Here is a 17521-nt window from a genome sequence, read left to right as displayed (position 1 = left end):
TGTTTGTATTTGGCAGGAGTAGGATGCTTCACTTTCTTTAAAGCTTCTTTATCATCTTTTAGGTTGTCATACATTGCTTTCCGTTCCGCTAACATTTTGTTATAGACAAAGCGAACACAACCAAAGGTTTTATGCATCAACAAAGCCTGTTCCTCCGTTGGATACAATCGAAACTTATATGCCTTGTTAAGTTTCGTCACATCCAATCACCTCCCTTTCTCACCCTCATTATAGAACATAAGTTCGATAAAAACAACTCCTTTGGGATATCTCCCAACCGACATTCATCTCCCCCTTACCGTTGGACTACGGACTTCACACGCTTGAAGAGGGAGACTTCTGTCGGAAGTTCGTTAAAATGGAGTGACTGTTCATGTCCAACCACATAGATTGACTTAGCGAAATGGTACTTTTCACGACGATAAATTGCTGCAGCCAGATCTCTGGTTGCATATAAAGTTGTTCCATCTTTTTTCTGAATCAGACATGGAGGTAAGTTACCATCTGTCTCAACTATTTTGGCCCCTTCTGATTCTTTTAATAAATGTTTCTCCTCAAGTAATTCCACAACTTTGTCCATTTTATCATTATAAAAAGCTTCTCCATCAAATGAATCAAATTTTACGCCAAGCAGATCATATACTTTAGAAAATTCTTTCAAGGATTCCTCTCTAAACCATGACCAAAGGTGTAATGCTTCCGGATCGCCGTCTTCTAATCGTTTAAACCACTCTCTTCCCTGATCATTTAATAATTCATTCTGTTCTGCTTTTTCATGAAACAGAATATATAATTTTAGTAATTCTTTTATTGGATTATCCTTAACATTTCTCTCATCGCCCCATTTCTTATAGGCAGTGATTAACTTACCAAATTGTGTTCCCCAGTCACCGAGATGATTAATTCTTACTGCTTTATAACCACATTTTTCTGCAATAAGTGCTAAAGCATTGCCAATTACGGTTGAACGCAAATGGCCCATAGAAAAAGGTTTTGCAATATTCGGAGATGAAAAATCGAACGTCATGACTTGATTATTACCAATATTCAGATCCCCATAACTCTCTTTTTTATTGATAATTTCATTAACTATAGTTGTTGAAACTGTTGATTTACTAAGAAAGGCATTAACGTAGCCATTTACTGCTTCCACATGTTCAAATAACTCAGGTATTTTTATTTTTTGTTTCAATTCGAGAGCAATATCCTGAGGGGAATTGCGGTATATCTTTGCCAATGTGAAACAAGGAAAAGCTAAATCCCCCATATTTTCGTATTTTGGTTTTTCAATCATTTCTTCCAGCTCAATTTTTTCCAACATACCATTTAGGTGTTCATGCAAATTTCAGCAAAAATACTTTTATAATCCATTTCCATTCTCCTTTATATATAAAATAACCCCCGTCTCTTTCCATATGAAAAGAGACGGGGGTAACATTAGCCCGCGGTACCACTCTACTTGTTTAAAAAAACCACTATCATTGATAACGGGGCTGCCCCCGGCTTACCCTACTTCTGTTCAGGTTTAAACATCTACAAAGTGCGTTTCATTATTTGTCACTTGGTCAAGCTCCCACCATTCCTGACTCGCTGTTTTCCGAACAAATAACTACTCTCTTTGTCATCGATGTTAAAATTATATTGTTTCTTATTATATCCATTCTTTTAAAAATTGCAATAGAGTAAGCAATAATATTAAGTCTTTATTTTTGCTAAATACGGTTCCATATAAATAATAAAGCCTAATAACAGAAGAAAAATCAACAATGCTGGGAATTTGGATAATTGTTCATAATTCATCAGGACAGCGAGAACCAGCACAGGAAGAATCCTTACTACTGATGCTAACACATATGATCGGATCGTTAACTTAAACACTCCCTCACAGTTTCGGCATTCTAACTTCGGGCGCCATAATAAAAAGGAAGTATCTTTATTAACTTCTCTCCATGTAAATTGTCTGTTGCATTTCGGGCAGATTGGAAGTTTCATCATCTCCTCCTTTAATAGAAAATATTATTTGAGCGCGTTCCATAGTAATTAATAAAATAATCCATTTCATCTCAATTCTAACATATAAACCCATTCTTTTCTTTTTTTCTAAACGAAAACTGAATATATAACCTCATTCAATAAAAAAACCTGTCTCTATACCGGAAACAGGTTTTGTGCAAGTTTTATATTCCTTTAAATGCGTCAAGATAGATCTGTTTTAATTCGGTTACTAACGGCAGTTTAGGATTAGCAGTTGTACATTGATCTTCGAATGCCTTATCAGCTAATTGATCCACCTGTTTCATAAACATTTCTTTATTTATCCCATTTGCTTCAATACTCATTGGGATATTCAGCTGCTTCGCTAGATCTGCTACAGCCTTAGCTAAGCTTTCCACACCTTCGGCAGTTGTACGTGCTGGCAACCCCAGTACTTTCGCTATTTCTGCATAGCGCTCATCAGCGACAAAGTATTCATACTTAGGAAATGAAACAAATTTTGTTGGTTTTTTCGCATTATATCTGATAACATGCGGCAAAAGAATGGCATTAGAACGACCATGTGCAATATTAAATGCAGCTCCCAGTTTATGTGCTAAACTGTGGTTAATACCAAGGAACGCATTGGCAAAAGCCATACCAGCGATCGTAGATGCATTATGCATTTTCTCTCTCGCCTTTTCATTCTTACCATCTTTATAAGCAATTGGTAAATATTCGAAAACTAATTGGATTGCTTTGATCGCCAATCCGTCTGTATAATCATTAGCCATATTTGAAACATATGCTTCAATTGCATGTGTTAATACATCCATACCGGTATCTGCAGTAACTGCTGGAGGTACTGTCATCACAAACTGCGGATCAATAATAGCCACATCTGGTGTTAGTTCATAATCTGCTAAAGGATACTTAATATTGTTCTCTTTGTCTGTAATAACAGAGAAAGAAGTAACCTCTGATCCTGTACCGGATGTTGTCGGTATCGCAACAAACTGAGCATCTTTACCAAGTTTCGGATATTTATAAATTCTTTTGCGGATATCCAAAAATTTCTGTTTTAATCCGTCAAAGTCTGTTTCCGGATGCTCATAAAATAACCACATTCCCTTAGCAGCATCCATCGCAGAACCTCCACCAAGAGCAATAATAACATCTGGTTTAAATTTCTTCATTTTTTCCGCACCGCGCATTACTGTTTCTTTAGACGGATCAGGCTCTACCTCTGTAAAAATTTCACAATGTACATAATCCGGTCTTTTTCTTAAATAGTAGAGAATTTTGTCAACATATCCTAAGTCTTTCATCATTTGGTCTGTCACAATAAAAGCTTTTGTGATATTTGGCATTTTTGCTAAATATTGAACGGAATTTTTTTCGAAATATACTTTTGGCGGAACTTTGAACCATTGCATATTAACATTCCTTTTGGCAATTTTCTTTGTATTGATTAAATGGATGGCACCAACATTGGTTGATACAGAGTTCCCTCCATAAGAACCGCAGCCTAATGTTAATGACGGTAGATACGCATTATAGATGTCACCAATAGCCCCCTGGGAAGATGGAGTATTTACAATAATCCGGCCTGCCTTTAATTGTCTGCCGAACGCTTTAATAATCTCCTGGTCATTAGAATGAATTACGGCAGAATGTCCAAGACCGCCAAATTCGAGCATTTCTTCACATCGTTTCATACCATCTTTATAATCCGTTACCTTATAGCAAGCAAGGATGGGGCTTAACTTCTCACGGGAAAGCGGTTCTTGCGGTCCAACCTCTTTTAATTCTGCTACAAGTATTTTTGTATTTTCAGGCACTTGGATTCCGGCCATTTTCGCAATCATCACAGGACTCTTTCCAACAATATCAGCATTAACTGCACAAGCTTGTTCATTGATTGCGATTTTTTCTAATTTCTTTTTCTCTTCTTCTGTCAAAAAGTAACAAGAATTATCAAGCATTTCCTTTTTCACTGCCTGATAAATATCTTTGTCAATAATTACTGCCTGTTCAGACGCACAGATCATTCCATTATCAAACGTTTTAGATAAAATCAGATCATTAACTGATCGTTTAATCTCAGCCGTTTTTTCAATATAACAAGGTACATTTCCTGGGCCAACACCTAAGGCTGGTTTTCCAGAACTGTAAGCAGCCTTCACCATGCCTGCTCCGCCTGTTGCTAAAATAAGTGCAATATCCTTATGAGTCATCAGGGCCTGAGTTGCTTCTAAACTTGGTTGTTCGATCCATTGAATACAGTGATTCGGAGCCCCAGCTTTAACAGCCGCTTCATATAATATTCTCGCAGCCTCTGCACTGGATTTTTGTGCAGATGGGTGAAAAGCAAATATGATTGGATTACCGGTTTTGATTGCAATTAAGCTTTTAAACATTGTGGTAGATGTTGGATTTGTTACAGGTGTTACTCCAGCAATGACACCAATTGGTTCAGCGACTTCTATCACTCCAGAATGCGGATCCTCATTAATAATCCCAACTGTTTTATCATACTTGATATTATGATAAATATATTCTGTTGAAAAAATATTTTTGATGATTTTGTCTTCATATACTCCCCGTTTTGTTTCCTCAACTGCCATTTTAGCTAAAGGCATATGCGCATCTAATCCTGCAAGTGCCATCTGCTTAATAATCTCATTAATTGCTTCCTGGTCCAATTCCTTCATATGAGCTAAAGCCTGTTTGCCTTGTTCAACCTTCTGATCAATTTGAGCTTGCACATTTACCTGCTTTTTCATTGTAGGTGTACTCATCTTTAAGACCTCCTAAGTTTGTGAAATATTGAGCATACTTAACTAACAAAATGCATCCTCTCTTCCTCTGCGGCTGGATGACGTGCTATTTTATGGAAGGTGATGTCCTGATACATACGTGTGGAAGGTTTCAGTAAAATAACATAGTTTCTTGTCCAGACAATAGCTGGATAGTCCTTCCCATTTTCAAACAGCAGCGCTTCAAACGTATCATTAACCGTTTCTTCAAAAGTCTCCTTTGTATAAAAATTGGTATCTGTTTTAAAATCAATCCACTCATAAAAGATCATCCGTATTACCTCCTTTTCCTTTAATTCCTCTACACATATAGCATAGCAGATAAAAGTGAAAAAGTCCTTGTCAAATTTGTGAACTATTTCACAATTGATGATTAGAATTATCATTCTCTTCATTATAAATATATCACTCCTCATCATATAAATACCGAATAATAAAATGTGTCCATTCTATGAATACAGAAATAAAATAATTGTATTTGTTCAATATTTCACATGACAACATCTTAACTTTGAACTATACTTAAGTAGAGATATTGATCATTACTGAGCAAACTTAAAAGGAGGCAATTTTCATGAAAATTGCAGAAGAGATCAAATCAGGCTGGAAAGGGTTTTTAACTGGAAGATGGCAAGAAGAAGTAAATGTCAGGGACTTTATTCTAAGAAACTACACTTTATATGAAGGAGATGAGCAATTTTTAGCAGATGCTACAGATGCTACACTGGAATTGTGGAAACAAGTGATGAACTTAACGAAGGAAGAGCAGGAAAATGGCGGTGTTTATGATCTGGATACAGCGATTGTCTCTACAATTACCTCTCATGATGCCGGGTATTTAGACAAGACAAAGGAAAAAATAGTCGGTGTACAAACAGATGAACCTTTTAAACGTTCCTTGCAGCCTTTTGGTGGAATAAGAATGGCGGTAGCAGCTGCAGAGTCTTACGGATATAAAGTTGACGACAATCTTGTGAAAATTTTCACAGATTACCGGAAGACACATAATCAAGGCGTGTTCGATGCATATTCAAAAGAAATGCTGTTAGCCAGAAAAGCAGGTATTGTAACAGGGTTGCCAGATGCATATGGGAGAGGCCGGATTATTGGAGATTACAGACGTGTTGCTCTCTATGGTGTGGACCGCTTAATCGAGGATAAAAAAGAGCAAGCAAGCCTTATCGGCGGCAATGGTATCATGTCAGAAGAAGTCATCCGCGACCGGGAAGAATTGGCTGAGCAAATCAGAGCATTAGGAGAGTTAAAACAATTAGGAAATATCTATGGATTTGATTTATCCAGACCTGCCGTTAATGCACAGGAAGCGGTACAATGGCTTTATCTTGCTTACCTTGCAGCAATTAAAGAGCAAAATGGAGCGGCAATGAGTTTAGGAAGAGTATCGACTTTCCTGGATATTTATATCCAAAGAGACCTGAATGAAGGCGTTTTAACCGAAGTGGAAGCACAGGAACTAATTGACCATTTTGTCATGAAATTACGATTAGTTAAATTCGCGAGAACACCTGATTACAATGAATTATTCAGTGGTGATCCTACATGGGTAACTGAGTCCATTGGCGGTATATCGTTGGAAGGTAAACCTTTAGTAACAAAGAACTCTTTCCGTTTTCTGCACACATTAGTGAATTTAGGACCAGCACCTGAACCGAATTTAACTGTATTATGGTCAACAAAATTACCAACGGCATTCAAAAAATTCTGTGCAAAAATGTCTATTTTAAGCAGTTCGATTCAGTATGAGAATGATGATTTAATGCGGGAAGAATATGGTGATGATTATGGTATCGCCTGTTGTGTATCGGCAATGAGAATCGGAAAACAGATGCAGTTTTTTGGTGCAAGAGCCAACCTAGCAAAAGCTTTATTATACGCCATCAACGGGGGAATTGATGAGAAACTGAAAATACAAGTAGGTCCCTCTAATAAACCGGTAACATCAGAATATTTAGATTTTGAGGAAGTAATGGAAAAGTACGACAAAATGATGGATTGGCTGGCAGGACTTTATGTCAATACATTAAATGTCATTCACTATATGCATGATAAATATAGCTATGAACGCATTGAAATGGCTTTACATGACAGAGAAGTTTTCCGAACAATGGCTTGCGGTATTGCGGGATTATCCGTTGTAGCTGATTCATTAAGTGCCATTAAACACAGCAAAGTTAAAGTAATCCGTGACAAAGATGGCCTAGCAGTCGATTATGAAATCGAAGGTGATTATCCGAAATACGGTAACAACGATGACAGAGTTGATATGCTTGCAAAAGACCTTGTAAAAACATTTATGAATAAAATTGCCAAACATAAAACTTACCGGAATGCTACACCAACACAGTCTATTTTAACCATTACTTCAAATGTAGTATACGGAAAGAAAACCGGAAACACTCCTGACGGAAGAAAAGCCGGAGAGCCTTTTGCACCAGGAGCAAATCCACTTCATGGCCGGGATACAAAAGGATCACTTGCATCATTAAGTTCTGTTGCAAAGCTGCCATATGAATATGCATTAGATGGAATTTCGAATACCTTCTCCATTGTACCGAAAGCATTAGGAAAAGAAGAGGAAGTTCGAGTCAGTAACTTAGTCGGTTTACTAGATGGATATGCCATAAAAAGGGGTCATCATCTAAATATCAATGTATTTGAAAGGGAAACACTGATGGATGCCATGGATCATCCTGAAAAGTATCCACAGCTTACCATTCGCGTTTCAGGTTATGCAGTGAACTTTATCAAGTTAACTAGAGAACAGCAAATTGATGTTATTAATCGTACATTCCATGAATCTATGTAATATATAATTGAAGATTTAAACAGACGTACGCAGAGAATAATTAGGCAAAAATAAAGAAGAGGTGAGTATGATGAATGGCCGGATACATTCTGTTGAAACGTGTGGTACCGTTGATGGACCTGGTTTACGATATGTAATATTTATGCAAGGGTGTTTATTAAGATGCAAATACTGCCATAATCCTGATACTTGGAACAGGAGTGAGGGCAAAGAAATAACAGTGGAAGAATTATTCGAAGACATTAACTCATACTTGCCTTTTTTCCAATCGTCTGGTGGAGGAGTTACTGTAAGCGGGGGTGAGCCCTTATTGCAAATAGACTTTCTCATTGAATTATTTACAACACTGAAAAAGAACGGAATTCATACAACATTAGACAGCTGCGGGGGCTGCTTTACATCCTCCCCGTACTATGTAGAAAAATTAGATCGGCTAATGCAAGTAACAGACCTTGTCCTGCTCGATTTAAAACATATAGATAAGACAGAACATAAAGCACTAACAGGAATGACCAATCAGCATATTTTACGTTTCGCAAAATATCTTGACTCAAGAAAAGTACCTGTCTGGATAAGACATGTACTAGTCCCTTCAATTAGTGATGAAGATCAGGCATTAACAGATTTAGCAGCATTTATTGACACCCTTCCCAATGTGGAAAAAGTCGAAGTATTACCATATCACAAGCTCGGCATTTATAAATGGGAACAATTAGGCATACCTTATCCACTAGAAGGAATCGAACCGCCAACAGCAGAGAGAGTACGGAATGCTGAGAAAATATTACAGATAGTATGATTAGTCATTTTTAGGAGATCGACGAGGAGACCGGAAACGGCTCCTCTTTTTTATTTAGGAAAAGCTAAAAAAATCTCCCCCTCTGTTTTATTAGAATAGTACAGCAATTTATCCTTGTATTAGACTCAATCGAAGAGCTTCTTCTATGTAACGATCTATTCGCTCATAAAAATCTTCCCTTCTCTTATTTACACGTATATCCGGCTCTATCCCTATCCCTTCAAACAATCCGCCATCCGGCATACTTGCCCGCACCGCACCAATACATAACCTCTGTTCACCCTTTTCAAAGATATAAGGCTGTCCAGTTGAGCCCCATGTTCTCTCACCAATTATTTTCGCTCTGCCATTGTCCTTAAAAGGAACGACTAGATCTTCTGCAGCTGAGCCTGTATCTCGATCAACTAAAAGAATCAGCTCCCCACCATACGCCTTCTTGTCCGGTTCAATATATACAGGCTGATATTCCTTTGTTGCTGTTTTTAACCCATAAGATCGCCATCGCTGATTCATTAAGAGTTTAATTAATGATGCAGGTGTACTCCCTCCCTTATTGCCTCTCAAATCAAGAATAATAGACTTGGCTGAAAAAAATCGACCAACAAAATCAACAGCATCTGCTTCATATTTTGGTTTTTGAAAAGAAGGAATCTTTATATAGGCAGTTTTCTCATGTACCAGCCATCGTCCTTCTGTCATCACATCTTTTCTACCGATATTATATGGATTAACTTCGATCTGATTTTTCACATTGTCCTTATCAAAGAATTCTACACTATATTTTTCTGCCGGCATGAAAAGAGGGAACAATAAATTTAATCTTCCTGTCCTATAAAGATCATGCAACTCATGCAGATATTTGGAAAAGTCACCCACCAGCTGTTTGAATGGCTGACCGTTTATCGTAAGAATCTGGTCACCTGGTGTCAGGCCGTTCAGTAAGCTTTCAGTAACGATCCATTCCCCTTTTATGTTTTCAAACGAAAATCCAATTGGCAGAATATTTTCCGTATCATCCCAATCGATCAGGGCAGTTGCTGATAAATCAAAATATATGGTGTGTCTGTTATTTAACTTGGCAAGGAATTCAAGCATCAGCTGGGTAAAGGACAGTCTGTTCTCTGTCTCGAGAACTCGTTTAATGAACTGCGGAAAATAGGTATCTAAATCTTCCAATGCAATCTTAGAGTCCTCCCAATGTGCAAAATATTTGGATACGGATTCATAAGCTTTTGACAGGATAAAGAGTCTTTCTTCAATGTGGATAGATTGTGAAATAGCAGATTCCATAAAAAATGCCCCTCCCTTACTTGATCATAAATCTCCGTTCCCTATTTCGCCAGTTCATTTCAAACAACTCCGGCATCTGGACGAAACGCTCGAGAAACTCATACGCCTGTTTATCCGATATTTCCTTAGGGATATATATCCCGTTAAAGACCGCAGAAGAAATAGTTGTATGGAAATCATATTTAAACTCATAATCGCCTACATACGCCTGTGCCAATTTACCTTTCCAGTCAATCCGATAGCACTCCCCCTCTATCTTAGTAAAATGAATTGAATGAAAAGCAGAAGCATCATGACCAAGTAAATATACATCAAAGGCGGTCTTGTTGAGATCAGGATTTTCCAGCTCTTTCTGTGTTAAAAAATCCACAGCATATTCTTTTCCGTCAAGTGCTGTCAGATCAAATGGAGAATGCTCACTTTCAACAAGAAAACCTTTATTATCCCACTCTTGTGACGACAAAGTACATCTATGATAATTGTTCCAGACAATCTTTGCCTGCCAGTCTCCCCCATCATCATCCTCGTCTTCATCATCTTCATCATCAATGTCCTCTTCATAGTAGTCAGCAGTTTCTATATGTAAATCAAAATACAGTCCATTCCTTTTCTCGTCTGCTGCTTCATATTTAAAATGGGCTTCCCAATGAAAACTGGTAATTCGATGACCATTTGGCCAGGGATTGTCTACAAAATAAATTCGATCCATGATATTCTCTCCTAACTCTTCTCTAAAACATTTACTAATTTTTTAAAAAAGTAACCCGAATTATAAGCTTGTTTTACAGCTGATCCTTTATCTTTTCAATAACTGTTTGATAAAAAATTTCCTGATGTGGAACGAATCTGTTTTTCCCAACAGTTTCCTCCATCAAGTGCTTTTCACCCATTTCATTTACAAAAAATCCGCTTAGTTTAATCTGGTTGATCTTTCCTTTCCACAATGCTTCAAAGTCAGAAAATTTTGCTTTTACCATTCCTGCTACTTCTTCTTTCTGTAAATGAAAATCTTCCAATCTATTATTCGTTTTGAATAAAAATACGTTCGCAATTTCTTTATCAATAAAACTTTCTCTTGTCACAATATAATCAATAACACCTAATGAAACTAATTCACGGAAATTCACTTTAACCCCTAACTCTTCTTCAATTTCTCTAACACCATCTTCCACATTTTCATCTGCCAGTAAGTGCCCTGCTGCTGTTATGTCATAAAGGCCAGGGTAATCTTTCTTTACCGGACTTCTTAGCTGAAGGTAAATATAACTGATGTCATTCTCTCTCCCGACAAACCAGCAATGAAACACTTCATGCCAGTATCCGATTTGATGTACTTCATTACGGGAAGCAACCCCGACTTCCTTTTTATTATCGTCAAATATTTTTAATAACTCCTGTTCCAATCTATTCACTCCTTCTCAATCTAGTTTCATCTGAAAGTGATGACAGGTAATGTCTAACCCGCCTTTCAAATAAAAACGGTGCGCATCATGTCGATGAACTCCTGAATCTAAGTGGAACTGCTCACAGTTATTTACATTTGCCTGATCAATTAGCCAATCCCATAAGATACCTGCGTAACCGTTGCGTCTGCTCGCCTCATGTGTAATAAAGTCATCTAAATAAAAGTATTTCCCCCATGCCAACGATTCAGTAATTCGGTATCCAGCGGCCGCCTTTACTTCTTTATCGTCGATAACAGCAACAATATGGTAACCATAGCTAGCTTGTAATCTATTAATTTTTTCAATATACTCATATTCTGTTAAATGTGGTCGAAGCTGTTTTACTGTTGGAAAAGTGGATAGTATCTCCTCATCTGTTTTCATTTCCTTTATTATTGGCTTCATCTCTTTCCCTCCAGTTTAAGCCTGCAATTGATATCACCATTAATACTAACATAATATTCCAATGATATTACCTAAAATTATCTCTATTCTGCTAAAAAAAATTAATAAATTTTTGCCTTCTCCGTTTTCCCGCTGTATGTTTCAGACTGCGAATTCCCCGTCGAAGATCTCCTACTGAACTATGATTGCAAAAAAGTATGATTGATTCGAAGGCAATATCTTCCTATAATCAGTATATAGTTTGGCATAAAAAGAGAATGGCAGGGGTTGCTTATGACCAATAAAAACAGAAGAAAGAAGAATAGTATTCCACCACTAAAAACATATTGGTGGATCATTTCATATTTGAGACCATATCGCTGGCAGGTTTTCTTATTTATCGTTTGCAGTCTGATAGCTGTCGGTGTCGAAATGTCCATCCCAAAGGGTGTCCAGTATTTAATTGACCATATTATCCCAAACGAGCAAACCAGTCAGTTGGTTAATATTCTCGCAATTTTTAGTATTTTTCTTGTTATTATGTTTCTTGCGATGATGTTACGAAACTCTCTCCAACGAATTATTCAGGAAAAAGCAGCACAGGATCTGCAAACCTCTTTGTTTACCCACCTTAGAAAATTGGGCTTCGCTTATTATGAAAGAAAACCAATCGGCAAAACCCTCTCATTATTCAGCAGTGAAGTAATTGCTGTTCAGCAGATATACTCGAGATATTTCCCTGCAATCATTATTAATTCGATTGTGTTAATAATAACCGCAGCTTTTATGATTTCGATTAATTGGAAACTTTGCTTATTAATCATTCCATTTTTCTTATCCTATTATTTAATTGGACCATATTTTGAAAAAAAAGCAGCGGTATACGCAAAGGAGACGCAACAGTCCCGCAATCAGTTAAACAAGAAAATTTATGACAGCGTTTCCGGATTGCTGGAGTTAAAAGCTAATAACCGGGAGAATTGGGATTTGGCTCTTACAGAAGAAAAACTCTCCCTTTTTCACAAAGACTTTATGAAACAATTAGTGATGAACTATGCCAGAGGATTAGTAAGACGTGTCACCATCTACTTCGGTGCTGTCGCAATATTTGCTTACAGTGCTGTATTAATCCAGAACAATCAGCTAACTATCGGAGAATTTGTAGCCCTGACATTCTATTATTTTCTAGTAATCAGGTACATGACCGTAATCGTGACAAATATTTCTGAGCAGACAATTTTAATGAACCAAGCGGAACAGTTATTTACCTTTGTCCATGAAAAACCAGAAATAGAAGAAAGCAAATCCCCAGTTATACTGGAAAAAGTGTGCGGCAACATGGAATTTCGCGATATACATTTTGGCTATCCATCAATGCCAAACATTTTAAAAGGATTTAACCTTACTATACATGCCGGCGAAAAAATTGCGATTGTTGGAAAATCAGGTAATGGAAAATCTACTTTGCTCAAATTAATTGGGCGCTTTTATGATCCGCAGCAAGGGACTGTATTTCTGGAAGGAGTTCCGCTTTCTAAGCTTTCTCTAAGCCAAATTAGAGATTCCATTGGTTTTGTTTTTCAGGATACCTACTTATTTAATAAAAGCATTAAAGAAAATGTCAAATTCGGTAATCCTGATGCAACGGATGAAGAAATAGTCGAGGCATGCAAGCAGGCAAATGCCCACAAGTTTATATCAGAATTGCAAGACGGTTATGAAACAGTAGTTGGCAACCGTGGTATCAGACTTTCCGGCGGACAGAAACAAAGAATGGCAATTGCAAGAATGATATTGAAAGACCCGAAAATCATTGTACTAGATGAAGCTACATCTTCCTTAGATAATCTTAGTGAAAAAGAAGTGAAGTCTGCATTTGACACATTATTGGAAGGAAAAACAATCATAGCGGTAGCACACCGGTTATCAACAATTGAGAATTATGACAGGATTATCATGATGGAAGACGGGAAGAACGTTGAAATCGAGAGCTATCAGGAATTAATGAAACACAGCAGCCCTTTTGCACAGAAAGCAGGTGTATTAATTGAGTAACCTAAAATGGATCTCTCGTTATACAGGACGGATAAAAGGAATACTTACATATACGATTATTTTATTAATGATTGAAAAAGCTGCTGAGTTATCATTAACTGGTCTGCAGAAATTCATTATTGATGATGTATTTATTAATGGAGACTTCAACCTCCTGCCTTATTTATTAATTGGTTTAGCATTTATTGCGGTATTTTATAACATACTGCACTTATATGCAGCCAAAGTAAGGATCAAAGGTCAGCAAAAGCTTCACACCATCATGCTGAATACAATAATGAGAAAACTGCATCACAGCAATGTTCATACCTTTCATCAGTACGGCACTGGGAAGTATGTCCAAAATTTAACTAATGATGTGAATCAGATCTCTTCATCATTTGCCAGTGCATTTCCTATGGGAATAATGGATCTGTTCGGCGCCCTTGTTATCAGTATCATTATTGGATTTAACAATTTGCCAATATTAATCGGAATTATGGTAATTAGTACATTTTATATTGTCCTTGGCAAATATTACGGACCAAAGCTGAAAATGGAACAACGGGAAAGTGCGAATATGAAGTCTGATCTGATCGTTTTTATGGAAGAAGGAATTTCTTCATCAAGGGAAGTTATTGCTTTCAACAGAGAATCCTATGAAAAGAAGGAATACAACCAAGCTTTCCAAAATTACTTCAAACAAATCATGAAAGAAAACCGGCTCCTGAATAAACAAATGCTATCAGCAGAGCCATTAAAATGGGCAGTTAATTTACTTGTTCTTGGTTACGGGGGGTATTGTGTAATGCAAAACACTTTATCTATCGGGACCTTTGTCGTTATCTATCAATTCTCTTCCCAGTTACTAGTCTCGTATCAAAGAGTCTTTAATTTCCTCATAAATATGTCGCGGAGCTTTGCTTTTGTTGACAGATTCAGAGATGTAATGAATATAGAAGACGAAAAAGATGGCATGCAAAAATTAGATGGAAGCATTTCAACGATTGAGATGAATAAGATTCAGTTCAAATACGATGCCAATGAAAGAACAATTCTGAACAAATTAAATATCGATATTCCAATTGGTAAAAAAGTTGCCTTTGTGGGAGAAAGCGGCAGCGGTAAATCAACTGTCTCCCAGCTCCTAACCCGATTTTACGAACCGACAGATGGAGAAATAATGATCAATCAGCAACCACTTTCCAACATCTCGAGAGATAGCTGGCAAAAGAAAGTGTCAATTGTATTCCAGGAACCTTATTTGTTCCCTGATACAATAATAAACAACCTGCTGATGGGCAGAGCTATCCCTAAAGATAAAGTAATTGATTTATGTAAAAAAATGCAGATCCATGATTTTATTCTTACTTTACCTAAAGGCTATAATACCAATGTGGGGGAACGCGGGATAAAATTATCAGGCGGGCAAAAACAGCGCCTTGCTTTAGTGCGGGCACTTCTAGCAGATTCAGAAATACTAATCCTTGATGAGGCCACATCTGCATTGGACATGAAAACAGAACATCTTGTCCAGAAAAATATCGACACACTGCGAAAAGGGAAAACAACGATCATCATCGCCCACCGCTTGTCAACAATCAGAAATGCAGATATCATCTTTGTGATTGATAAAGGAAAGATTGCTGAAAGTGGCACACACAGCGAACTGTTAAAAACGAATGGAAAATACCGAGAACTCTCCATCTCCTAACTGGATACTTAGCAGGAAATCTGATTACCGAATCAGCAGACAAGATGGTACAGTGGACTAATTAGCATTTGTATTCAACAGTAGATGGCGCTTAATAAAACAGGAATTTTCATAAATTGCCTACACCACTTGTGAAAATTTCAGCATGATGTGAAGATCACAACCAAATCTTTGTTCTCAACAATTGAGATTTCGTCCTGATCACACGTTCACAACCAAATCTTTGCTCTCAACGGCTGAGATTTCGTCCTGATCACACGTTCACAACCAAATCTTTGCTCTCAACGGCTGAGATTTCGTCCTGATCACACAATCACTACCAAATCTCCTCTATCAACAATTGAGATTTCGTCCTGATCCACAGATCACCACCAAATCTTTGCTCCCAGCGATTGAGATTTCGTCCTGATGTTAGAAACTAAACCAAATGTATCATCTTCCTAAAAAAAACGTGGGACAGTTTTCCTGCCCCACATTTTTTATTTCTTTTCAATAATTGGAATCCATACTTCACTGCCATAGTCTTCGTCGTTCGGATTTCCTGGCAGATATACCTCAAGTTCTGGAGCATCTGCATGCTCATATCCTGTTGAGGGAAACCATTCTGAAAAAATACGTTTCCACACTTTTTGAATTGCCCCAGGCATCGGACCAACTGCTTTAAATACTGCCCAGGCTGCTGCAGGAATTTCTTTTTCTACCAGCCCTTCCACTGGTTCTTCCTCTGGTTTTTCAATTCCAATAACATAAGTAAGTTCATCCATTTGAGGAGCAAATTCCATGCAAATACCCAATACTCCTAATTCTCCTGAATGTTCGATCAGTTTTTTTACCGTTCCATCTCCATTTAACTCTTCCCAAAACTCTGGGATTCTTTTAAAGTTTACTTCATTCTTTGTTGATGTTCTAATCTCTTTTCCAACCACTTTAAAGCCTTCTTTTTTTACAATCCTGTAATTCATATCTTCTTCTCCTCTTAATTGAATGTGAAAGGAAAGCTTCGGGTATGCTTTTAACTGATGAGGTGTTTTCCGTGCCTGGGCAGGACTCATACCATGTACGATACGAAAAGCTCTCGAAAAGGATTCTGGTGTCTCATAACCATACTTTAACGAAAGATCGATAATCTTTGATTCTGATGCAATCAGCTCCTGTGCGGCCAGTGTTAATCTCCTTTTCCGAATATATTCAGCGACCGTAACACCTGTAATCATATGAAATAACCGCTGGAAGTGAAATTTTGATAAATAAGCAACCCCCGCCAGTGTGTTCATATCTATTTTTTGATCAAGATGCTCCTCAATATATTGAATCGTATTATTCATTCTTTTTAGTCCTTCCAAGCCCGCAACCTCCCTTCCCAATACAATCTTAACCCTTCAGCCAATCATTTTCCTGTCATTCTGTGCGTTCTTATGACAGCTCCTCAACTCACTTTTATATGATACATTCGCATTGATTGAAGGCTTCCTTCATAATCTAATTGACCCGAATGGATGAGAGACCGTATTCTATATTCAATCCAGGCATCAAATAGTGGCTGTTCTGTATGACCTATCACTTCCCCAATAACTTTTACCGCTTGAATAAACTCATCCTCTCTTTGCAATCTCCTTACACACTCCAATATAAAAGGATCATCCCTTGTTTGCTTGTCGTCAATAATCTTACCCTTTTGCCATGAACGGACAATCCCTTGACTATTAAGTAATTTTTCCCCTTCTTCCGCGTATTCTCCTTTTAACTTATCAGTTAGTGGTTTTTTATAATGATCATAAAAGTATTTGAGCTGCTCTGAGTTACATTCCCCGGTTTGGCGAATATCTATTTTAATATCTTTGTTTTTGGTAAAATCATGCATTGCCTGATATGTATTAATATAGCTCAGATTTAGGTTCTTCCCCTTCAATATACTGCAGCAGATTCGCAGCCCAGTTTGTTCCGAAGCATTTTCACAAGTCCAGATGGTGACATGTTCTCCATTGTCTATCTCCAATAGTTCCTGCAGGGATTCTGTATAAATGGATTGATCATTTTGAAAACTATTCCACATTGGATGATAAGTCGTATGCAGCCAGTTAAAATAATGATTGATTCCGCTCTTTTTATGAATATCTTTAATCGGTCCCAAAGAAAAATCAATCGGAAACCCTATTACCTTATCATCATGATTACGATAGGCGTATGTTAAACTGCCTGTTGCAGCCCCGCCAAACACTAGATGAATCATTTAGT

At 37.4% G+C, this 17521-nt stretch carries 14 protein-coding genes, 1 pseudogene and 1 other annotated feature; of the genes and pseudogenes, 4 read left to right on the top strand and 11 right to left on the bottom strand.

The genetic code is table 11. The annotated features are described in order from the left end of the window. The 5 genes and pseudogenes from BMW36_RS15675 to BMW36_RS15655 all read right to left on the bottom strand — a co-directional run. Positions 1-200 (bottom strand): helix-turn-helix domain-containing protein (locus BMW36_RS15675; RefSeq protein ID WP_175480491.1); only part of this gene is annotated, 200 nt, incomplete at its 3' end. 146 nt (positions 201-346) lie between these two features. Continuing rightward, positions 347-1371: pseudogene (gene argS, locus BMW36_RS15670) on the bottom strand (arginine--tRNA ligase); the annotation flags it as partial. Between the two features lie 47 nt (positions 1372-1418). Then, positions 1419-1634: a binding site (T-box leader), on the bottom strand. A 61-nt stretch (positions 1635-1695) separates the two neighbouring features. Continuing rightward, entirely contained in the window at positions 1696-1995 is a 300-nt protein-coding gene (locus BMW36_RS15665; protein ID WP_089742813.1) for a TIGR04104 family putative zinc finger protein, read from the bottom strand. Positions 1996-2177: 182 nt separating this feature from the next. Further along, entirely contained in the window at positions 2178-4775 is a 2598-nt protein-coding gene (adhE, locus tag BMW36_RS15660) for a bifunctional acetaldehyde-CoA/alcohol dehydrogenase (RefSeq protein WP_089742811.1), read from the bottom strand. Between the two features lie 38 nt (positions 4776-4813). Continuing rightward, complete coding sequence (locus BMW36_RS15655; protein ID WP_089742809.1) at positions 4814-5065, bottom strand: hypothetical protein; 252 nt, start codon at positions 5063-5065, stop codon at positions 4814-4816. Between the two features lie 302 nt (positions 5066-5367). Here BMW36_RS15655 and pflB point away from each other — a divergent pair, with 302 nt between their 5' ends. Continuing rightward, positions 5368-7620, top strand: a complete 2253-nt coding sequence (gene pflB / locus BMW36_RS15650) for a formate C-acetyltransferase (protein ID WP_089742807.1) — start codon at positions 5368-5370, stop codon at positions 7618-7620. Between the two features lie 67 nt (positions 7621-7687). Then, positions 7688-8419: a pyruvate formate-lyase-activating protein gene (gene pflA / locus BMW36_RS15645; RefSeq protein WP_089742805.1), complete on the top strand. Its 732-nt coding sequence runs from the start codon at positions 7688-7690 to the stop codon at positions 8417-8419. A gap of 108 nt (positions 8420-8527) precedes the next feature. On the opposite strand, the gene BMW36_RS15640 is transcribed toward pflA, so the two are convergent. The 4 genes from BMW36_RS15640 to BMW36_RS15625 all read right to left on the bottom strand — a co-directional run bounded on the left by BMW36_RS15640 (position 8528) and on the right by BMW36_RS15625 (position 11559). Beyond that, complete coding sequence (locus tag BMW36_RS15640; protein ID WP_089742804.1) at positions 8528-9709, bottom strand: S41 family peptidase; 1182 nt, start codon at positions 9707-9709, stop codon at positions 8528-8530. Positions 9710-9725: 16 nt separating this feature from the next. Continuing rightward, positions 9726-10418 (bottom strand): hypothetical protein, encoded by a 693-nt coding sequence (locus BMW36_RS15635; protein WP_089742802.1) that lies wholly within the window; start codon positions 10416-10418, stop codon positions 9726-9728. A gap of 73 nt (positions 10419-10491) precedes the next feature. Then, positions 10492-11112 (bottom strand): NUDIX hydrolase, encoded by a 621-nt coding sequence (locus tag BMW36_RS15630; protein WP_089742801.1) that lies wholly within the window; start codon positions 11110-11112, stop codon positions 10492-10494. A gap of 15 nt (positions 11113-11127) precedes the next feature. Continuing rightward, complete coding sequence (locus tag BMW36_RS15625; protein ID WP_089742799.1) at positions 11128-11559, bottom strand: GNAT family N-acetyltransferase; 432 nt, start codon at positions 11557-11559, stop codon at positions 11128-11130. Positions 11560-11832: 273 nt separating this feature from the next. Here BMW36_RS15625 and BMW36_RS15620 point away from each other — a divergent pair, with 273 nt between their 5' ends. Together BMW36_RS15620 and BMW36_RS15615 are read left to right on the top strand one after the other, a co-directional pair. Continuing rightward, the gene (locus tag BMW36_RS15620) at positions 11833-13593 is read left to right on the top strand and encodes an ABC transporter ATP-binding protein (protein ID WP_089742797.1); all 1761 of its coding nucleotides are present in this window, start codon (positions 11833-11835) and stop codon (positions 13591-13593) included. Then, positions 13586-15286 carry an ABC transporter ATP-binding protein gene (locus tag BMW36_RS15615; protein WP_089742795.1) on the top strand — a complete coding sequence of 567 codons (1701 nt, stop codon included), beginning with the start codon at positions 13586-13588 and terminating at the stop codon, positions 15284-15286. The genes BMW36_RS15620 and BMW36_RS15615 overlap by 8 nt, the downstream gene beginning before the upstream one ends. A 479-nt stretch (positions 15287-15765) precedes the next feature. Here BMW36_RS15615 and BMW36_RS15610 read toward each other — a convergent pair whose 3' ends face one another. Both BMW36_RS15610 and BMW36_RS15605 read right to left on the bottom strand, forming a co-directional pair. Next, the gene (locus BMW36_RS15610; protein WP_089742792.1) at positions 15766-16629 is read right to left on the bottom strand and encodes an AraC family transcriptional regulator; all 864 of its coding nucleotides are present in this window, start codon (positions 16627-16629) and stop codon (positions 15766-15768) included. A gap of 83 nt (positions 16630-16712) precedes the next feature. Further along, positions 16713-17516, bottom strand: a complete 804-nt coding sequence (locus BMW36_RS15605; RefSeq protein ID WP_089742790.1) for a DUF1835 domain-containing protein — start codon at positions 17514-17516, stop codon at positions 16713-16715. Positions 17517-17521 lie beyond the last annotated feature (5 nt).

This window comes from Gracilibacillus ureilyticus (assembly GCF_900111195.1).
In the GTDB taxonomy this organism is placed as follows: domain Bacteria; phylum Bacillota; class Bacilli; order Bacillales; family Amphibacillaceae; genus Gracilibacillus; species Gracilibacillus ureilyticus.
Note: the sequence above shows the minus strand (reverse complement) of the source record. Positions and strands in the feature narration are given on the sequence as shown.

Bases quoted from the DNA above. Each gene is read 5' to 3' on its own strand.
- BMW36_RS15665 (WP_089742813.1), bottom strand. From the start codon at position 1,995: ATGATGAAACTTCCAATCTGCCCGAAATGCAACAGACAATTTACATGG.
- adhE (WP_089742811.1), bottom strand. From the start codon at position 4,775: ATGAGTACACCTACAATGAAAAAGCAGGTAAATGTGCAAGCTCAAATT.
- BMW36_RS15655 (WP_089742809.1), bottom strand. From the start codon at position 5,065: ATGATCTTTTATGAGTGGATTGATTTTAAAACAGATACCAATTTTTAT.
- pflB (WP_089742807.1), top strand. From the start codon at position 5,368: ATGAAAATTGCAGAAGAGATCAAATCAGGCTGGAAAGGGTTTTTAACT.
- pflA (WP_089742805.1), top strand. From the start codon at position 7,688: ATGATGAATGGCCGGATACATTCTGTTGAAACGTGTGGTACCGTTGAT.
- BMW36_RS15640 (WP_089742804.1), bottom strand. From the start codon at position 9,709: ATGGAATCTGCTATTTCACAATCTATCCACATTGAAGAAAGACTCTTT.
- BMW36_RS15635 (WP_089742802.1), bottom strand. From the start codon at position 10,418: ATGGATCGAATTTATTTTGTAGACAATCCCTGGCCAAATGGTCATCGA.
- BMW36_RS15625 (WP_089742799.1), bottom strand. From the start codon at position 11,559: ATGAAGCCAATAATAAAGGAAATGAAAACAGATGAGGAGATACTATCC.
- BMW36_RS15620 (WP_089742797.1), top strand. From the start codon at position 11,833: ATGACCAATAAAAACAGAAGAAAGAAGAATAGTATTCCACCACTAAAA.
- BMW36_RS15605 (WP_089742790.1), bottom strand. From the start codon at position 17,516: ATGATTCATCTAGTGTTTGGCGGGGCTGCAACAGGCAGTTTAACATAC.